This is a genomic window from Mycobacterium sp. 852002-51971_SCH5477799-a, from assembly GCF_001667145.1.
Taxonomy (GTDB): Bacteria; Actinomycetota; Actinomycetes; order Mycobacteriales; family Mycobacteriaceae; genus Mycobacterium.
In genome coordinates this window covers 40,619-56,255 of record NZ_LZIF01000075.1, presented here as the reverse complement: position 1 = coordinate 56,255, position 15,637 = coordinate 40,619, and the positions used below count along the sequence as shown (strand labels likewise).

Annotated in this window: 17 protein-coding genes; 2 read left to right on the top strand and 15 right to left on the bottom strand. The window is 68.2% G+C overall.

What is annotated here, in order from left to right:
* Positions 1–37: 37 nt before the first annotated feature.
* The 6 genes from A5753_RS08235 to A5753_RS08210 form a co-directional block, all read right to left on the bottom strand.
* A complete protein-coding gene (locus A5753_RS08235) occupies positions 38–1,579 on the bottom strand; it encodes a prolipoprotein diacylglyceryl transferase (RefSeq protein WP_067125617.1) in 1,542 nt (513 codons plus the stop codon).
* The gene (gene trpA, locus A5753_RS08230) at positions 1,576–2,391 is read right to left on the bottom strand and encodes a tryptophan synthase subunit alpha (protein WP_067125615.1); all 816 of its coding nucleotides are present in this window, start codon (positions 2,389–2,391) and stop codon (positions 1,576–1,578) included. Before trpA ends, A5753_RS08235 begins: the two co-directional genes overlap by 4 nt.
* Positions 2,388–3,650 carry a tryptophan synthase subunit beta gene (gene trpB, locus A5753_RS08225; RefSeq protein ID WP_197694626.1) on the bottom strand — a complete coding sequence of 421 codons (1,263 nt, stop codon included), beginning with the start codon at positions 3,648–3,650 and terminating at the stop codon, positions 2,388–2,390. Before trpB ends, trpA begins: the two co-directional genes overlap by 4 nt.
* Before the next feature lie 69 nt (positions 3,651–3,719).
* A complete protein-coding gene (gene trpC / locus A5753_RS08220; RefSeq protein ID WP_007776189.1) occupies positions 3,720–4,538 on the bottom strand; it encodes an indole-3-glycerol phosphate synthase TrpC in 819 nt (272 codons plus the stop codon).
* Between the two features lie 110 nt (positions 4,539–4,648).
* A complete protein-coding gene (locus A5753_RS08215) occupies positions 4,649–5,335 on the bottom strand; it encodes a TIGR02234 family membrane protein (RefSeq protein WP_067125611.1) in 687 nt (228 codons plus the stop codon).
* Entirely contained in the window at positions 5,328–6,860 is a 1,533-nt protein-coding gene (locus A5753_RS08210; protein ID WP_067125608.1) for an anthranilate synthase component I, read from the bottom strand. Before A5753_RS08210 ends, A5753_RS08215 begins: the two co-directional genes overlap by 8 nt.
* A 127-nt stretch (positions 6,861–6,987) precedes the next feature.
* On the opposite strand from A5753_RS08210, the gene A5753_RS08205 reads away from it, so the two are divergent.
* Positions 6,988–7,446: a peroxiredoxin gene (locus A5753_RS08205; protein ID WP_067125606.1), complete on the top strand. Its 459-nt coding sequence runs from the start codon at positions 6,988–6,990 to the stop codon at positions 7,444–7,446.
* Between the two features lie 3 nt (positions 7,447–7,449).
* Here the strand turns inward: A5753_RS08205 and A5753_RS08200 are convergent, their stop codons facing one another.
* The 9 genes from A5753_RS08200 to hisD form a co-directional block, all read right to left on the bottom strand.
* On the bottom strand, positions 7,450–8,541 hold the full coding sequence (locus A5753_RS08200) for a calcium:proton antiporter (RefSeq protein ID WP_067125602.1): 1,092 nt from the start codon (positions 8,539–8,541) through the stop codon (positions 7,450–7,452).
* A gap of 100 nt (positions 8,542–8,641) precedes the next feature.
* Positions 8,642–8,989: a phosphoribosyl-AMP cyclohydrolase gene (hisI, locus tag A5753_RS08195; RefSeq protein WP_067125599.1), complete on the bottom strand. Its 348-nt coding sequence runs from the start codon at positions 8,987–8,989 to the stop codon at positions 8,642–8,644.
* The gene (hisF, locus tag A5753_RS08190; protein WP_067125596.1) at positions 8,986–9,774 is read right to left on the bottom strand and encodes an imidazole glycerol phosphate synthase subunit HisF; all 789 of its coding nucleotides are present in this window, start codon (positions 9,772–9,774) and stop codon (positions 8,986–8,988) included. The genes hisI and hisF overlap by 4 nt, the downstream gene beginning before the upstream one ends.
* 1 nt (position 9,775) lies before the next feature.
* On the bottom strand, positions 9,776–10,576 hold the full coding sequence (locus A5753_RS08185) for an inositol monophosphatase family protein (protein ID WP_067125593.1): 801 nt from the start codon (positions 10,574–10,576) through the stop codon (positions 9,776–9,778).
* A 6-nt stretch (positions 10,577–10,582) separates the two neighbouring features.
* Positions 10,583–11,314, bottom strand: a complete 732-nt coding sequence (priA, locus tag A5753_RS08180; protein WP_067125590.1) for a bifunctional 1-(5-phosphoribosyl)-5-((5-phosphoribosylamino)methylideneamino)imidazole-4-carboxamide isomerase/phosphoribosylanthranilate isomerase PriA — start codon at positions 11,312–11,314, stop codon at positions 10,583–10,585.
* Between the two features lie 82 nt (positions 11,315–11,396).
* The gene (hisH, locus tag A5753_RS08175) at positions 11,397–12,020 is read right to left on the bottom strand and encodes an imidazole glycerol phosphate synthase subunit HisH (protein ID WP_067125587.1); all 624 of its coding nucleotides are present in this window, start codon (positions 12,018–12,020) and stop codon (positions 11,397–11,399) included.
* Positions 12,017–12,637, bottom strand: coding sequence for an imidazoleglycerol-phosphate dehydratase HisB (gene hisB, locus A5753_RS08170; protein ID WP_067125584.1), 621 nt, complete (start codon positions 12,635–12,637; stop codon positions 12,017–12,019). Before hisB ends, hisH begins: the two co-directional genes overlap by 4 nt.
* Positions 12,634–13,776 (bottom strand): histidinol-phosphate transaminase, encoded by a 1,143-nt coding sequence (locus tag A5753_RS08165; RefSeq protein WP_067125581.1) that lies wholly within the window; start codon positions 13,774–13,776, stop codon positions 12,634–12,636. Before A5753_RS08165 ends, hisB begins: the two co-directional genes overlap by 4 nt.
* Complete coding sequence (gene hisD, locus A5753_RS08160; RefSeq protein WP_067125578.1) at positions 13,773–15,119, bottom strand: histidinol dehydrogenase; 1,347 nt, start codon at positions 15,117–15,119, stop codon at positions 13,773–13,775. The genes A5753_RS08165 and hisD overlap by 4 nt, the downstream gene beginning before the upstream one ends.
* Positions 15,120–15,205: 86 nt before the next feature.
* On the opposite strand from hisD, the gene A5753_RS08155 reads away from it, so the two are divergent.
* The gene (locus A5753_RS08155) at positions 15,206–15,619 is read left to right on the top strand and encodes a nitroreductase family deazaflavin-dependent oxidoreductase (RefSeq protein ID WP_067125574.1); all 414 of its coding nucleotides are present in this window, start codon (positions 15,206–15,208) and stop codon (positions 15,617–15,619) included.
* Positions 15,620–15,637: the final 18 nt, after the last annotated feature.

The following is a 15,637-nucleotide window of genomic DNA, read 5'->3' as shown; positions in this document are numbered from 1 at the left end:
TTGCGAACCGCCGTGGAAAATCGGGACAGGGCGGCGGTTAGCGGCCCGACAACCGGTTCCGCAGGCGCGAGCCCCATCGCCGACGGGGTTCTGGCTGGGCAGGGCTCGTTTCGGCGGGCTGTTCGGCGGCGGGTTCGTCGTCCGAATCCTTCTCGACGGTCTCGTCGTCCGTTGCGGATTCCGGTTCTTCGGCTTCGGCCTCGGTTTCCGGCTCTTCAGCTTTCGGCTCTTCCGCTCCCGGCTCTTCGGCTTCTGGCTCATCGGCTTCCGGCTCATCGCCCTCGGCCGCTGCGGCTTCGGCTTCCGGTTCTTCGGCTTCGGCTTCAGGCTCTTCCGCTTCTGCCTCTTCCGCGTCAGGCTCTTCCGCTTCCGCGTCGGTCTTTTCAGTTTCGGCTGCAGGCTCGTGCGACTCGGAACCCTCGGCGAAGGCCTCGGTTGCGGGCTCGGCTTCCGGCGCTTCGACTTCCGTTTCGACCTCGGGCTCGTCTGTCCCGGCGTCGCTCGGCTCTATTTCGGGAGCCGCTTCCGTCGAATCCGCCACCGGTTCTTTGGCTTCCGCATCGGCGGCAGTGGTGTCGTCAGGGGTATCCGCCATCTTTGCCGAGCCTGACGGCGCGTCAGCCGCGGCCGCAGCACCCGCCGCAGTCGTCGCGACGGCCAGCGTCGCGGGCTCGTCCTCCGACGCGGCGCCGGCCGCGTCCTCGTCGAGGTACTCATCGCCGCGCAGTGTGGCGGGATCCTCGCGGCCCTTCGGTGCCGCCATCAGATACACCACGGCCCCGATGAACACGAAAGTCGATGTGAACGAGTTGATCCGGATGCCGGCGATGTGGGTGGCGGTGTCATCGCGCAGCAGCTCGACACAGAACCGCCCCACGCAATAGCCCGCCACATACAGAGCGAACAGTCGGCCGTGGCCGAGATTGAAGCGCCGGTCGGCGTAGATCAACGCGACGAAAACCAGCACATTCCAGATCAATTCGTAGAGAAACGTCGGCTGCACTACGAACGCGATCTGGCCCGTCGAGATGCCATCCAGCGAGTGCGGGTCGATGTAGCCCGACGGGTCTCGGCGGTAGAAAACCTCCAGGCCCCACGGCAGCGTGGTCTCGCGGCCATAGAGTTCCTGGTTGAAGTAGTTGCCGAGCCGACCGATGGCCTGCGCCAGGATGATTCCCGGGGCCAGCGCGTCGGCGAAAGCCGGCAACGGAATGCCGCGCCGGCGGCAGCCGATCCAGGCGCCGACGCCGCCGAGCGCCACCGCGCCCCAAATACCCAAGCCGCCGTCCCAGATCCGCACGGCCGCGCCGAGTCCCGCGCCGCCGGGGCCCCAATACGTGCGCCAGTCGGTGGCCAAGTGGTAGAGCCGACCACCGATCAGCCCGAACGGCACCGCCCACAGCGCGATGTCGTAGATCACGCCGCGCTCGCCGCCTCGGTCTGCCCAGCGCCGGTCACCGATCAGCAATGCGACCACGATGCCGGCAATGATGAACAACGCGTAAGCCCGGATGGGCAGCGGCCCGAGGTGCCATACGCCCTGTGAGGGGCTCGGGAAATAGGCCAGCAGCTTCGTCATGAGGCGGCCGCCCTCTGACGAACACCGGCGGCGAGTTCTTCAGTCAGTGCACGCAATGCAGTCAACCCTCCGTCTCCCAGCGCCGACACCAGCGCGGACCCGACAATGACACCGTCTGCGTAGCTGCCGATCTGGGCGGCCTGCTCTCGCGATCGCACCCCCAGACCGACGCCGACGGGCGTGTCGGATATCTCCCGGACCCTGCTCACCAACTCGGGCGCCGCATTGGACACGACGTCACGCGCCCCCGTCACGCCCATCGTCGAAGCCGCATAGACGAAGCCGCGCGACGCCTCGACCGTCATCGCCAACCGCTGTGGCGTCGAGGACGGCGCGACGAGAAAGATCCGGCTCAATCCATACTCGTCGGAGGCCGCCAACCACCGCCCGGCTTCGTCGGGGATGAGGTCGGGCGTAATCAGGCCGTGCCCGCCGGCCGATGCCAAGTCCCGCGCGAACGCGTCAATCCCATAGCGCACCACCGGGTTCCAGTACGTCATCACCACGGCGTGGCCACCGGCCGCACTGATCGCCTCGACCGCGGCAAGGGTGTCGCGAACGCGCACTCCCCCGCGCAGCGCGATCTCGGTGGCCTTGGCGATGGTTGGGCCATCCATGCCGGGATCCGAATAGGGAACCCCGACTTCGATGATGTCGCAACCCGATTCGACCAGCGCGGTCATCCCTTTGACCGACGTCGGCACGTCGGGGTAACCGGTGGGCAGATAACCGATCAGCGCCGCGCGATTGTCGTTACGGCAGCCATCGAAAACCGACTCGAGTTCGTCCGCCTCGCTGTGTTCAACCGTCATCGATCGCTGGATCCCAACAGCCCGAACCACTTCGCCGCGGTCTCGACGTCCTTGTCGCCGCGGCCGGACAGGTTCACCACAATGATCGCGCCCCGCCCCAATTCGGGGCCCAATTTCAGGGCACCGGCTACCGCGTGCGCCGATTCGATCGCCGGGATGATCCCCTCGGTGCGGCACAGGACGCGGAACGCATCCATCGCCTCCGAGTCGGTGATCGGACGGTATTCGGCGCGCCCCGTCTCGCGCAGATACGCATGCTCTGGACCCACTCCCGGGTAATCGAGACCCGCTGAGATGGAATGGGATTCGATGGTCTGCCCGTCCTCGTCCTGCAGCAGATACGAGAAGGATCCCTGAAACGCACCGGGTGAGCCGCCGCTGAATGTCGCAGCGTGTCTTCCGGTTTCGACACCATCACCGGCCGCCTCGTATCCGATCAACCGCACGTTCGGGTCGTCGATGAACGGGTGAAAGATGCCGATGGCGTTGGATCCGCCCCCGATGCAGGCCACGACGGCGTCGGGTAACCGGCCCGCCTGCGCCTGGATCTGGGCGCGCGCCTCGAGGCCGATGATGCGTTGGAAGTCGCGCACCATGGCGGGGAAGGGATGCGGGCCGGCCGCGGTGCCGAAGCAGTAGAAGGTGTTGTCGGCATTGGTAACCCAATCCCGAAACGCCTCATTGATGGCGTCCTTGAGCGTCTTCGAACCGCTTTCGACCGAGACCACCGTGGCCCCGAGCAAGCGCATCCGAGCCACGTTGAGCGCCTGACGCTCCGTATCGACGGCACCCATGTAGATCACGCATTCGAGGCCGAGCAAAGCGCACGCGGTGGCGGTCGCCACGCCGTGCTGGCCGGCCCCGGTCTCGGCGATCACCCGCTTCTTGCCCATCCGCTGGGCCAGCAACGCCTGGCCGAGGACGTTGTTGATCTTGTGAGAACCGGTGTGGTTCAGGTCTTCCCGCTTGAGGAAGATGCGCGCGCCGGCCTGCTCGGAGAGCCGGGGCGCCTCATAGAGCGGCGACGGTCGACCCGCGTAATGCGCCTGCAGGTAATCGAGGGTGTCCAGGAAATCCTGGTTGACACGTTCCTTCTCGTAGGCGGCGGTGACCTCTTCGATCACGGCCATCAATGCCTCGGCGACGTAGCGCCCGCCGTATACCCCGAAATGGCCACCCGCATCGGGTTCGTGGCGGGTGGGTTCGGCGATGGCTGCGCTCGGGAGCGGAAGGTCCGGGCGGGACAGGTCCACCATCACCAAGGCTCTACGCAGGGATGGCTCATGGGTTCAACGTATCAGCGCAGGGGCTCTTCAGTGACCCAGCGACTAGCGAGCCGGTTTCGGACAGGACGGATGGGTGCCCGCGGTGACCAGATCGGCAACCGCGGCACGCGGATCGCCGCTTTTGACCAGGCCTTCGCCGACCAAGACGGCGTCGGCACCCGCGCCGGCATACGCCAGCAGGTCGCCGGTACCGCGCACACCGGATTCGGCGATCCTGATCACGTTGCTCGGCAGGCCCGGAGCGATGCGCGCGAAGCAATCCCGGTCCACCTCCAGTGTCGCCAGATCGCGCGCGTTGACACCGATTACGTTCGCGCCGGCCTTGAGCGCCCGGTCGGCTTCCTCTTCGGTGTGCACCTCGACGAGCGCTGTCATGCCCAGCGATTCGGTGCGGTCCAGCATCGACACCAACGCCGACTGCTCCAGGGCGGCGACGATGAGCAACAGCATGTCGGCGCCGTGCGCACGGGCTTCGTGGATCTGATAGGGCTGCACGACAAAGTCTTTGCGCAGAATCGGTATCGAGACCGCCGCGCGAACCGCGTCGAGGTCGTCGAGTGAGCCGTGGAAACGTCGCTCCTCGGTCAAGACGCTGATGATGCGGGCCCCACCGTCTTCGTAGGCGCGCGCCAGCTTTGCCGGATCGGCAATGGTCGCCAGGGAACCCGCCGACGGGCTGGCGCGCTTGACTTCGGCGATGACGCCGATTCCCGGCTCGCGCAGGGCGGCCATCACGTCGCGTGGCGGTGGCGCGGCCGCAGCGGCGGCCTTGATCTCCGACAGGCTGATGAGCGCTTCGCGCGCGGCAACGTCGGCCCGGACTCCCTCGAGGATGGAGTCAAGCACGGTTGCCGGACTCATGCCTGTCGTTTCCCTTCGCCCTGTCGTCCGCTGTCATCCACGGCCACTGTGTGTCCCGAGCCGATCGCGACGACGTCAATGAAGGGTAGCGGCCCGCGGCTTGCGGCCCGTCACCGACCCTCGGTGTCAGACTCACCTGCCCGATCGGTCGGGTCGCGTCCCTCGTCAAGCGCGTCCCAGATCATCCGCTCCGACATTCCCGGCGTCTCCGGCTCCTCCAGCATCGCCCCGTCGGCCTGTTTGCGTCGCGCAATCGACCGGCGCGTCGCCGGTGTCGCGTATTTCATTGCGCTCGACCGAGCCGACCCCGAGTCCGACGCCGACCGCATGAGGAGGACGGCGGCAACCAGCGTGCACGCCGCGGCGACCACCGTGATGCCCGCGCCCCAGTACCGCCGCTCGCTTCCCACCAGCGACATCACCGAGACGTGCGCCAGTTCCGCGCCGCGAACCGCCACGTCGGGCAGCGCCCACAGGCTGACCCCGAGGTAACCGACCGCCAGACTGATGACCGCAAGCAGAACCGCGAGCGCCCGCAAGAGCCAACCCCGCACGGCGATCGCGGCGACGGCCGCTGCCAGCAGGAGCAACGCCAACGGCAGCAGCGCCGTCGACCACGTTGCGCCGGCCAAGGTCACCCGCTTGGGCGGCCCCAGCCCGTCGAACGACCCGATGACGACCCACGGCAGCCGCGAGGCCCCCCACAACGTCCCGGCGGCAACCACTAGCACCAGCTGGGCAATTCGGATCAGCCACCGGCTTGTCGGCCGTCCGGTGTCGGCGCCGGCCTCACCCATCGCGCGCGGGTTCTGTCAGCGTCTCGGCGGCGGCGATCGCGCTGAGCACCGCACGGGCCTTGTTGGTCGCCTCGGTGTATTCGTAGGGGCCGTTGGAGTCCGCGACCACCCCACCACCGGATTGCACGTAGGCGGTGCCGTCGCGCATCAAGGCCGTGCGGATAGCAATCGCGAAGTCGGCGTTGCCGGCGAAGTCCAGGTAGCCGACCACGCCGCCGTACAGGCCGCGGCGCGTCTTCTCCACCTCTTCGATGAGCTCCATGGCCCGTACCTTCGGTGCTCCCGAGAGGGTGCCGGCCGGGAAGCAGGCGGTCACCGCATCCAGCGCGGTGCGGCCCTCGCTGAGCGTGCCGGTCACCGTCGACACCAGGTGCATGACGTGGCTGTAGCGCTCGATGTGGCTGTAGTCCTCGACCCGCACGGTGCCCGGCGCGCACACCCGGCCCAGATCGTTGCGGCCCAGGTCGACCAGCATCAGGTGCTCGGCGCGTTCCTTCTCGTCGGCCAACAGCTCTTTTTCCAGCAGCTGGTCCTCCTCGTCGGTGCCACCGCGCCACCGCGTTCCGGCGATCGGATGGGTGGTCGCGGTGCCGTCAACGACGGTGACCAGGGCCTCGGGGCTGGATCCGACGATCGAAAAATCAGTTCCGCCAGCGTGATTCGGTACGTGCAGCAGATACATGTAGGGGCTCGGGTTGGTGACCCGCAACATCCGGTAGACGTCGATGGGATCGACGTGGGTGTCCATTTCGAACCGTTGCGAGGGCACCACCTGGAAGGCCTCGCCCGCCGCGATCTGCTCGACGAGGTAATCGACGATCTTTCCGTACTCCTCGACGCTGCGCTGCGCGCGGTAGCGCGGCTCGGGCCGCTCAAACGTGCCGACGGTCGACGACAACGGCTGCCCCAGCGCCGCGGTCATCACGTCCAGGCGCGCGATCGCGTCGTCGTAGGCCTCATCGACCCGCTCATCGGTGCCGTTCCAGTTCACGGCGTTCGCGATCAACGTGATGGTGCCCTCGTGGTGATCGACCGCCGCCACATCGGTGGCCAGCAGCAGCAACATGTCGGGCAGTTGGAGGTCGTCGACAGCCAGTTCGGGCAGTCGTTCCAGGCGTCGGACCATGTCGTAGGCGAAGAACCCGACCATGCCACCGGACAGCGGCGGCAGACCCGACAGCGGGCCGGTGGCCAGCAGCTCGCACGTGTCCCGCAAAGCCCGCAGCGGGTCGCCCCCGGTCGGAGCGTCGCGTGGCACCGCGCCCAGCCAGACGGCTTCACCGTCGCGCACGGTCAGCGCCGACGGCGCTCCGGCGCCGATGAACGACCAGCGTGACCAAGAACGGCCGTGCTCGGCCGACTCCAGCAGAAAAGTGCCCGGGCGGTCGGCGGCGAGTTTGCGGTAGGCCGACAACGGCGTCTCACTGTCGGCCAGCACCTTGCGGGTCACCGGAACCACGCGGTGCTCGGCTGCCAGCTGGCGGAAATCCTCTCGTGAGGTCGTCGCGGCGGGGTGGGCGTGCACCGAACCATCCTCCCAGACGCGTTGCTGTGCTCCGGCCCAGCCTGACGACGATGCAGCCCGGGACAGGGTGAGGAGGAGTCAGACAATCGGGCCAGCCTGACGCCGACGGCGGCGTAGCGTGTCCGCCATGAAACCTGGTGACGCGGTCGCGGACTTCGAACTACCCGATCAGACCGGGACCCCGCGCAAGCTCAGCGAACTGCTTTCCGGCGGCCCCGTCGTGCTGTTCTTCTACCCGGCCGCTATGACGCCCGGTTGCACCAAGGAAGCGTGCCATTTCCGTGACCTGGCCGCTGAATTCGCCGCGGTCGGAGCCAACCGGGTGGGCATCAGCGCCGACGCCGTGCAGAAGCAGGCCAAGTTCGCCGACCTGCAGAAGTTCGACTACCCGCTGCTGTCGGACAGCGACGGCATCGTCGCCAACCAGTTCGGCGTCAAGCGGGGCCTGCTCGGCAAGCTGATGCCGGTCAAACGCACGACATTCGTCATCGACACCGACCGCCGGGTGCTCGAGGTGATCTCCAGCGAGTTCAACATGGACAGCCACGCCGATAAGGCGCTGGCGACGCTGCGGTCCCGCGCGTAACCGTCAAGGGTTGATCGCCAGGAACACGTAGGCGGCCAGCAGCACCAGATGCACCTCGCCCTGCAAGCGGGTTGCTCTTCCGGGTACCACCGTCAGCATGCTGATCACGACGGTCAGGGCAAGCAATACCAGTTGGATGGCGCCGAGGCCGAGCACCAGCGGCCCCTTGAGCCATATCGACGCCAGTGCGATCGCCGGGATGGTCAGCCCGATGCTGGCCATCGCAGACCCGTACGCCAGATTCAAGCTGATCTGGATGCGGCCCTGCCGCGCGGCCCGCACCGCCGCGAGCGTCTCGGGCAGCAGCACCAGCGCCGCGATGATCACGCCCACGAACGACTGCGGGAAGCCGACCGCGGTCACCGCTCTCTCCACGGCCGGCGACTCCTCCTCGGCCAGGCCGACCACCGCCACCAGCGCGCCGAGCATGAGCGCGAGGCTGGTCAGCGCGGCGCGGGTGGTCGGGGGGTCGGCGTGGCTTTCGTCGGCGAACAGGCTCTTCTGGCCCTTCTGCGCGATCGGCAGGAAGAAGTCGCGGTGCCGCACGGTCTGCGTGAAGACGAACACGAGGTAGAGCAGCAGCGAGGCGACCGCGGCGAAGGCAAGCTGCCCGGGCGAGAACTCCTTGCCCACGGTGGTGGTGGTGAACGCGGGCAGCACCAGACTCAAAGTCGCCAGGGTGGTCACCGTCGCGAGCGCGGCGCCGCTGCCTTCGGCGTTGAACAACGTCACGCCGTAGCGCCGCGAACCGAGCAGCAGCGATAGCCCGGCGATCCCGTTGGTGGTGATCATCAGCGCGGCGAAGGCCGTGTCCCGGGCCAGGGTCGCGGTCTCGTTACCGCCGGACGCCATCAGCTCGACGATCAGGGCTACCTCGATGACCGTGACCGCGGCCGCGAGCACCAACGACCCGAACGGCTCGCCGACCCGGTGTGCGACCACCTCCGCGTGGTGCACGGCAGCCACCACGGCACCGATGAGAAACAACGCCGTCAGACCAACCAGCACGGGACCGAGCGTCTTGCCCCAGATCAATGCCAGCACGACAACGGAAAGCACCGGCACGACGACGTTCCAGGACGACCATTTCGACATTGACTGCCATTCTTGTCGAAGTGATGAGCCCACGCCTGCGGAAAGTGACCCTACACACGTCGCGCGCTGGCGACCGAGTCGATGCGCTGCCGAGTGAAGGTCAGCGCTCCGGCGCCAGCAACACGTCGGCGTCAAAGCAACTGTGGTCGCCGGTATGGCAGGCCCCGCCGACCTGGTCGACCGTCAGCAGCACCGTGTCGCCGTCGCAGTCCAGGCGCACCGAATGGACGTATTGGGTGTGGCCGGACGTCGCGCCTTTGATCCACTGCTGGCCGCGGGACCGTGAATAATAGGTTGCCTCACGGGTTTCCAGGGTCCGGGCCAGGGCGGCGTCGTCCATCCAGGCAACCATCAGCACGTCGCCGCTGCCGTGCTCCTGCGCGACCGCGGTGAACAGGCCGTCGGCATTGCGCTTGAGCCGCGCGGCAATCTGGGGGTCGAGCGTCATCGCACGGTGATCCCTTCTGCGGCCATGGCGGCCTTCACCTGGCCGATGGTCAGCTCCCGGAAGTGGAACACGCTGGCCGCCAACACCGCATCGGCGCCGGCCGCAATGGCGGGCGCGAAGTGTTCGGCCGCCCCGGCGCCACCACTGGCGATGACCGGGACCGTGACCGCCGACCGCACCGCCTGCAGCATCTCCAGGTCGAATCCGGCTTTGGTGCCGTCGGCGTCCATCGAGTTCAGCAGGATCTCCCCCACCCCCAGATCGGCTCCGCGCGAAGCCCACTCGACCGCGTCGAGTCCGGTGCCGCGGCGCCCGCCGTGGGTGGTGACCTCCCAGCCCGATGGTGTCGGCACCGTGCCCGGCGGCACCGTGCGGGCATCGACGGACAGCACGATGCATTGAGAGCCGAACTGCCGCGCCATTTCGGCCAGCAGCTCGGGCCGGTCGATCGCGGCGGTGTTGATGGAAACCTTGTCGGCGCCCGCGCGCAGCAATACGTCGACGTCGGCCACGGTGCGCACCCCGCCGCCGACGGTCAGCGGAATGAAGACCTGCTCGGCGGTGCGCCGCACCACATCGAGCATGGTGGCCCGCCCCGATGAGGATGCGGTCACATCGAGAAAGGTCAGCTCGTCGGCGCCTTCGGCGTCATAGGCGGCCGCGAGCTCCACGGGATCGCCGGCGTCCCGGAGGTTCTCGAAGTTGACGCCCTTGACCACCCGGCCGCCGTCGACGTCGAGGCACGGGATCACCCGCACCGCGAGGCCGTTGGGATCAGGGGGCATCTCAGTAGTCCTCCGGTCGTCCGGTGGCACGCAGGATTTCGAGGATCTCGGCGTGAGCGGCGGGACCGGCCGCCACCGCGGAATCCGACTCGGGAGTCCAGGGCTCGCCGGCCAGATCGGTGACGATGCCACCGGCGGCCTGCACCAGCGCGACTCCGGCGGCGTGGTCCCACACGTGGCCGCCGAAACTTATTGCCGCACCGAGTATTCCGTCGGCGACGAACGCAAGGTCGAGTCCGGTGGATCCGTGCATACGTAATCGCGACGAGACCCGACTGAGGTTCTCCAACAACGCGATTCGATAGCGTCCGGGAAATCTGCCCCGCGCGTCCGCGCTGAACGACCCGACACCGACCAGGGCGTCGGCAAGGTCGATGGACGTCAGCGGCGGCTGCGGCACCCCATTCTTGCGCAACGGGCCGCCCGCCACCGCGGTGTAGCGCTGGTCCATGAACGGCAGCCAGGTCAGCCCGGCCACCGGTTCGCCGTGCCGCAGCAGGCCCAGCAGGATGCCGGCCATCGGCGATCCGGCCGCGTAGTTGAAGGTGCCGTCGACGGGATCCAAGACCCACACCCAAGGCGAGTCGACGGCCGAGCCACCGAATTCCTCGCCGTGCACGCCGATTCCGGTGGCCTCGACGAGCGCGGCGACCACTTGCCGTTCGATCGCGAGGTCGACGTCGGTGGCAAAGTCGTTGCCTTTCTTACGGACCGCGGAATCGGCGCGGTGACCGGCAAGGAACGGCTCGGAGGCGTCGTCGAGGATCGCCGACGCCTGGACCACCAGCGTGTGTACGTCCATGCGGCGCTACTCCGCCACCGCGGCCAGCGCCTGCGGCAAGGTGAATCGTCCGGCGTAGAGGGCCTTGCCGACGATGGCCCCCTCGACCCCGCGGTCCGTGAGGGTGGCGATCGCACGCAGGTCGCCGAGGCTGGACACGCCGCCGGAGGCGATCACCGGGGCGTCGGTGCGTTCGGCGACGGACGCCAGCAAGTCCAGATTGGGGCCGCCCAGCGTGCCGTCCTTGGTCACGTCGGTGACCACGAATCGCGAACACCCTTGCCCGTCAAGCCGTTCCAGCACTTCCCACAGGTCGCCCCCGTCGGTTTCCCAGCCACGCCCGCGTAGCCGGTGCTCACCGTCGACGATCTGCACGTCCAGACCCACGGCGACCTTGTCGCCGTGTTCGCTGATCGCCCTGGCGCACCACTGAGGGTTCTCGAGGGCCGCCGTGCCCAGGTTCACCCTCGCGCAGCCGGTGGCCAGGGCGGCGGCCAGCGAATCATCGTCGCGGATCCCGCCGGAGAGCTCCACCTGCACGTCGAGCTTGCCGACCACCTCGGCGAGAAGTTCGCGGTTGGAGCCGCGTCCGAACGCCGCGTCCAGGTCGACCAGATGAATCCAGTCGGCACCGTCGCGCTGCCAGGTCAGCGCGGCGTCCAGCGCCGAACCGTATTCGGTTTCACTGCCCGCCTTACCTTGCACCAGACGCACGGCGCGGCCGTCGACCACGTCGACCGCGGGCAACAAGATCAACACATTTCCTCCTGTGTGCCGAGATAGCAACGCGTCACGTGCATCCCTGGCTTGTGCTTAATAGAGAGCGTTTTCGCGAGGCCCTTCACAACCCATGGACCCAATTGCTCAACACGGCCGCGCCGGCGTCCCCGCTCTTCTCCGGGTGAAATTGGGTGGCCGACAGCGGCCCGTCCTCGACCGCCGCCAGAAACGGGCCCTCGTGGGCGGCCCACGTCAGCACCGCATCGGGCGAACCCTCCCACTGCTGCGCGGCGTAGGAGTGCACGAAGTAGAACCGGGTGTCGGCATCGAGCCCCTTGAACAACACGGTGCCTGGCCCGGATTCGACGACGTTCCAGCCCATGTGCGGGATGACGGGCGCCTGCAGCCGCGTGACGTATCCCGGCCACTGACCGCAGCCCTGTGTCTCCACACTGAATTCGACGCCGCGGGCGAACAGGATCTGCATGCCGACGCAGACGCCCAGCACCGGGCGACCGGCGGCGACCCGCTCGGCGATGATGCGCTCGCCGCCGATGTTGCGCAGCCCGGTCATGCAGGCCTCATAGGCGCCCACGCCCGGCACCACCAATCCGTCGGCGGCGGCCGCCGCATCGGCGTCGGCGGTCACCTCGACCGACGCACCGACCCGCTCGAGGGCGCGCTGAGCCGACCGCAGGTTGCCCGAGCCGTAATCCAGGACAACTACTTTCTTGTGTGCCGTCACAGAACCCCTTTGGTGGACGGCACATCCGAGACCCGGGGGTCGGACTCCACCGCCTGGCGCAGCGCACGGGCAACCGCCTTGTACTGCGCCTCGGTGATGTGGTGCGGGTCGCGCCCGTAGAGGACGCGCACGTGCAGCGCGATGCGCGCGTTCATCGCCAGCGATTCGAAGACGTGCCGGTTGATGACGGTGTGATAGGGCACCGAGTTACCGGCAATGGTGGCGTGCTGCAAGTGATCCGGCTCTCCGCTGTGCACGCAGTAGGGCCGGCCGGACACGTCGACCGCCGCGTGGGCCAGCGTCTCGTCCATCGGGATGAAGGCGTCGCCGAACCGGCGGATGCCCCGCTTGTCACCCAGGGCCTGGTTGAGCGCCTGGCCCAGCGCGATGGCGGTGTCCTCGATGGTGTGGTGTCCCTCGATTTCGATGTCGCCCTTGGTGCGCACGGTCAGGTCGAAACTGGCGTGACTGCCCAGGGCCGTGAGCATGTGGTCGTAGAACGGCACACCGGTGTCGATGTCGACCTGGCCGGTGCCGTCGAGGTCGAGTTCGATGACGATGTCGGATTCCTTTGTGCGGCGCTCGATGCGCGCACGGCGGGTAGCGGTCGCTGTCACGGTGCTCCTACGGGGCTGGGGGCGAGTTCGGTGGTGGCCAGCTGGGCGCTGGCGCGCAGGAAGGTGTCGTTCTCGTCCGCCAGGCCGGTCGTGGCGCGCAGGTAGCCGGGGATTCCGACGTCGCGGATCAGCACGCCGGCATCCAGGTAGCGCTGCCAGGTCGCCGGCGCGTCCGCGAACTCCCCGAACAGCATGAAGTTCGCGTCGCTGGGAATCACCCGAAAACCCATGCCACTCAGGGCGGTTGAGACACGTTCGCGTTCGGCGATCAGCGTCGCCACACTGCCCAGCGTGTCCTCGGCGTGCCGCAGCGCGGCGCGTGCGGCGGCCTGGGTGAGCACCGACAGGTGATACGGCAACCGCACCAGCAGCATCGCGTCGATCACCGCCGGGGTGGCGATCAGGTAGCCAAGCCGGCCACCGGCGAACGCGAACGCCTTGCTCATGGTGCGCGAGACGATGAGCTTGGTCGGATTCTCCCCCACCAGTTCCACCGCGCTGGGCTGCGAAGAGAACTCACCGTAGGCCTCATCGACGATCAGGATGCCGGGCACCGCGTCGAGCAGCCTGCGCAGGTCCGGCAGCGAAACACTCTGCCCGGACGGGTTGTTCGGGCTGGCGACGAACACGACATCGGGCCGGCGGTCGGTGATGGCCGCCACGGCGGCGTCGACATCCAGACTGAAGTCTTCAGCGCGGGCGGCCTGCAGCCATTCGGTGCGGGTGCCGTCGGAGATGATCGGGTGCATCGAGTAGGACGGGACGAACCCGATGGCCGTGCGCCCCGGTCCCCCGAACGCCTGCAGCAGCTGTTGCAGGACCTCATTGGAACCATTTGCCGCCCAAAGGTTTTCGACCCCCAGCCGAACGCCGGTCTGGGCGCTCAGGTAAGCGGCCAGGTCGGTGCGCAGGGACACCGCGTCGCGGTCGGGATAGCGGTGCAAATCGGCGGCGACCTCGCCCAGCGAGCGCACCACGTCGTCGACGAGCGCCTTGCTGGGCGGGTGCGGATTCTCATTGGTGTTCAGCCGCACCGGGACGTCCAATTGCGGTGCGCCGTAAGGCGATTTGCCGCGCAGGTCGTCGCGCAGCGGCAGATCATCCAATGTCGGTTGGCGGGTGGGCCTCTCGGTCGTCATCGCTCGAACCTCCGCCGCACCGCTTCACCGTGTGACGGCAGGTCTTCGGCCTCGGCGAGCACGATCACATGACCGGACACGTCTTTCAAGGCCGCCTCGGTGTAGTCGACGACGTGGATGCCGCGCAGGAATGTCTGCACGGACAGGCCGCTGGAATGCCGGGCGCTGCCGGAGGTCGGCAGCACGTGATTGGATCCGGCGCAATAGTCGCCCAGGCTCACCGGCGCATACGGTCCGACGAAAATTGCTCCGGCGGAACGGATTCGGCCCGCGACGGCGGCTGCGTCGACCGTCTGGATCTCCAGGTGTTCGGCGGCATAGGCGTTGACGACTTCTACCCCGGCGTCCACGTCGTCGACGAGGATGATGGCCGATTGGCGTCCACCGAGCGCCGCCGTCACCCGTTCGCGGTGCACGGTCGTCTGTAGCTGGGTGGTCAGTTCGGCGTCGGTGGCGTCGGCCAGGTCCGCGCTGGGAGTCACCAGCACGCTGCCCGCCATCTCGTCGTGCTCGGCCTGACTGATCAGGTCGGCGGCCACGTGCGCGGGATCGGCGGTGTGGTCGGCCAGGATCGCGATCTCCGTCGGGCCGGCTTCGGCATCGATCCCGACGCGCGACCGGCACAGCCGCTTGGCGGCGGTGACGTAGATGTTGCCCGGTCCGGTGATCATGTCGACGGGCGCCAGCTCGGCGCCGTCGAGGTCGGTGCCGCCGTAGGCAAGCAGCGCGACCGCCTGCGCGCCGCCCACTGCCCACACCTCGTCGACCCCCAACAGCCGGGCGGCGGCCAGGATCGTCGGGTGGGGCAGGCCGTCGAACTGGGCCTGCGGCGGGCTGGCGACCACCAGCGAGGCGACGCCGGCGGCCTGGGCCGGCACCACGTTCATCACCACGCTGGAGGGGTAGACGGCGTTGCCGCCGGGCACGTAGAGCCCCACCCGGTCGACCGGGACCCACCGCTCGGTGACGGTCGCGCCAGGGCCAAGGGTGGTCGTGACGTCGGTGCGACGCTGGTCGGCGTGCACCGCGCGGGTGCGTTCGATCATCACCCGCAGCGCGTCGGCCACGCCGGCGGCCAACTCGGCCAGGGCCTCCTCGAGCGCGGCATCGGGCACCCGGACGGCCGGGGGGCGGACCCCGTCGAAGGTGGCGCCGAACTCCAAGGCGGCGTCGGCGCCGCGGTCGGCGACGGCCTGCACGATCGGCCGGACCTTGGGCAGCACCGTCTCCACGTCGGCGCCGCCGCGGGGCAGCGCCGCCCGCAACCGGGCAGAGGTCAACTCCGCGCCCCGCAGGTCGATGCGGGCCATCGGCGACGGCTGGACGGTGCTCACGGTGTCCATTGTCCCAGAGGAACTCAAGTCGATATCCGACCGGTACAGTGCCGGTATCGAGGCCATACCCCGCGTTGCCGACTCAGGGAGCCGCCATGCCCGCCAAGGATCACCCCAACAATGCCCCAGGCGTCCCGATGGTCTTCCCGCCCTGGTTTGAGCGTTTCCAGATCAAATACTTCAATCCGGCGCTCAAGCCGATCGCCCGCTTCCTGCCCGGGACAGCGACGATCAAGCATCGCGGCCGAACCTCGGGCAAGGCGTACGAGACGATCGTCACGCCCTATCGCAAGGGCAACACCCTGGCGATCGCGCTGGGCCACGGCAAGACGAACTGGGTGAAGAATGTGCTGGCCGCCGGCCAGGCGGACGTCGAATTCAGCCGCAATCGAACGGTGCACCTGATCAACCCGCGGATCCTGCCGGCCGGCTCGGACGGGGATGGCCTGCCGGGCATGGCACGCATGCAGCTGCGCCGGATCGGGGTATTCGTCGCCGACATCGCCTGAGGCTTTTCGGCCGCCGCC

Excerpts from the sequence above, each read along its gene's own strand:
- A5753_RS08205 (WP_067125606.1), top strand. The coding sequence starts at position 6,988 with ATGAAACCTGGTGACGCGGTCGCGGACTTCGAACTACCCGATCAGACC.
- A5753_RS08200 (WP_067125602.1), bottom strand. The coding sequence starts at position 8,541 with ATGTCGAAATGGTCGTCCTGGAACGTCGTCGTGCCGGTGCTTTCCGTT.
- hisI (WP_067125599.1), bottom strand. The coding sequence starts at position 8,989 with ATGACGCTCGACCCCCAGATTGCCGCGCGGCTCAAGCGCAATGCCGAC.
- hisF (WP_067125596.1), bottom strand. The coding sequence starts at position 9,774 with ATGCCCCCTGATCCCAACGGCCTCGCGGTGCGGGTGATCCCGTGCCTC.
- A5753_RS08185 (WP_067125593.1), bottom strand. The coding sequence starts at position 10,576 with ATGGACGTACACACGCTGGTGGTCCAGGCGTCGGCGATCCTCGACGAC.
- A5753_RS08215 (WP_067125611.1), bottom strand. The coding sequence starts at position 5,335 with ATGGGTGAGGCCGGCGCCGACACCGGACGGCCGACAAGCCGGTGGCTG.
- hisD (WP_067125578.1), bottom strand. The coding sequence starts at position 15,119 with ATGGACACCGTGAGCACCGTCCAGCCGTCGCCGATGGCCCGCATCGAC.
- A5753_RS08165 (WP_067125581.1), bottom strand. The coding sequence starts at position 13,776 with ATGACGACCGAGAGGCCCACCCGCCAACCGACATTGGATGATCTGCCG.
- trpA (WP_067125615.1), bottom strand. The coding sequence starts at position 2,391 with ATGACGGTTGAACACAGCGAGGCGGACGAACTCGAGTCGGTTTTCGAT.
- A5753_RS08155 (WP_067125574.1), top strand. The coding sequence starts at position 15,206 with ATGCCCGCCAAGGATCACCCCAACAATGCCCCAGGCGTCCCGATGGTC.
- A5753_RS08235 (WP_067125617.1), bottom strand. The coding sequence starts at position 1,579 with ATGACGAAGCTGCTGGCCTATTTCCCGAGCCCCTCACAGGGCGTATGG.
- trpC (WP_007776189.1), bottom strand. The coding sequence starts at position 4,538 with ATGAGTCCGGCAACCGTGCTTGACTCCATCCTCGAGGGAGTCCGGGCC.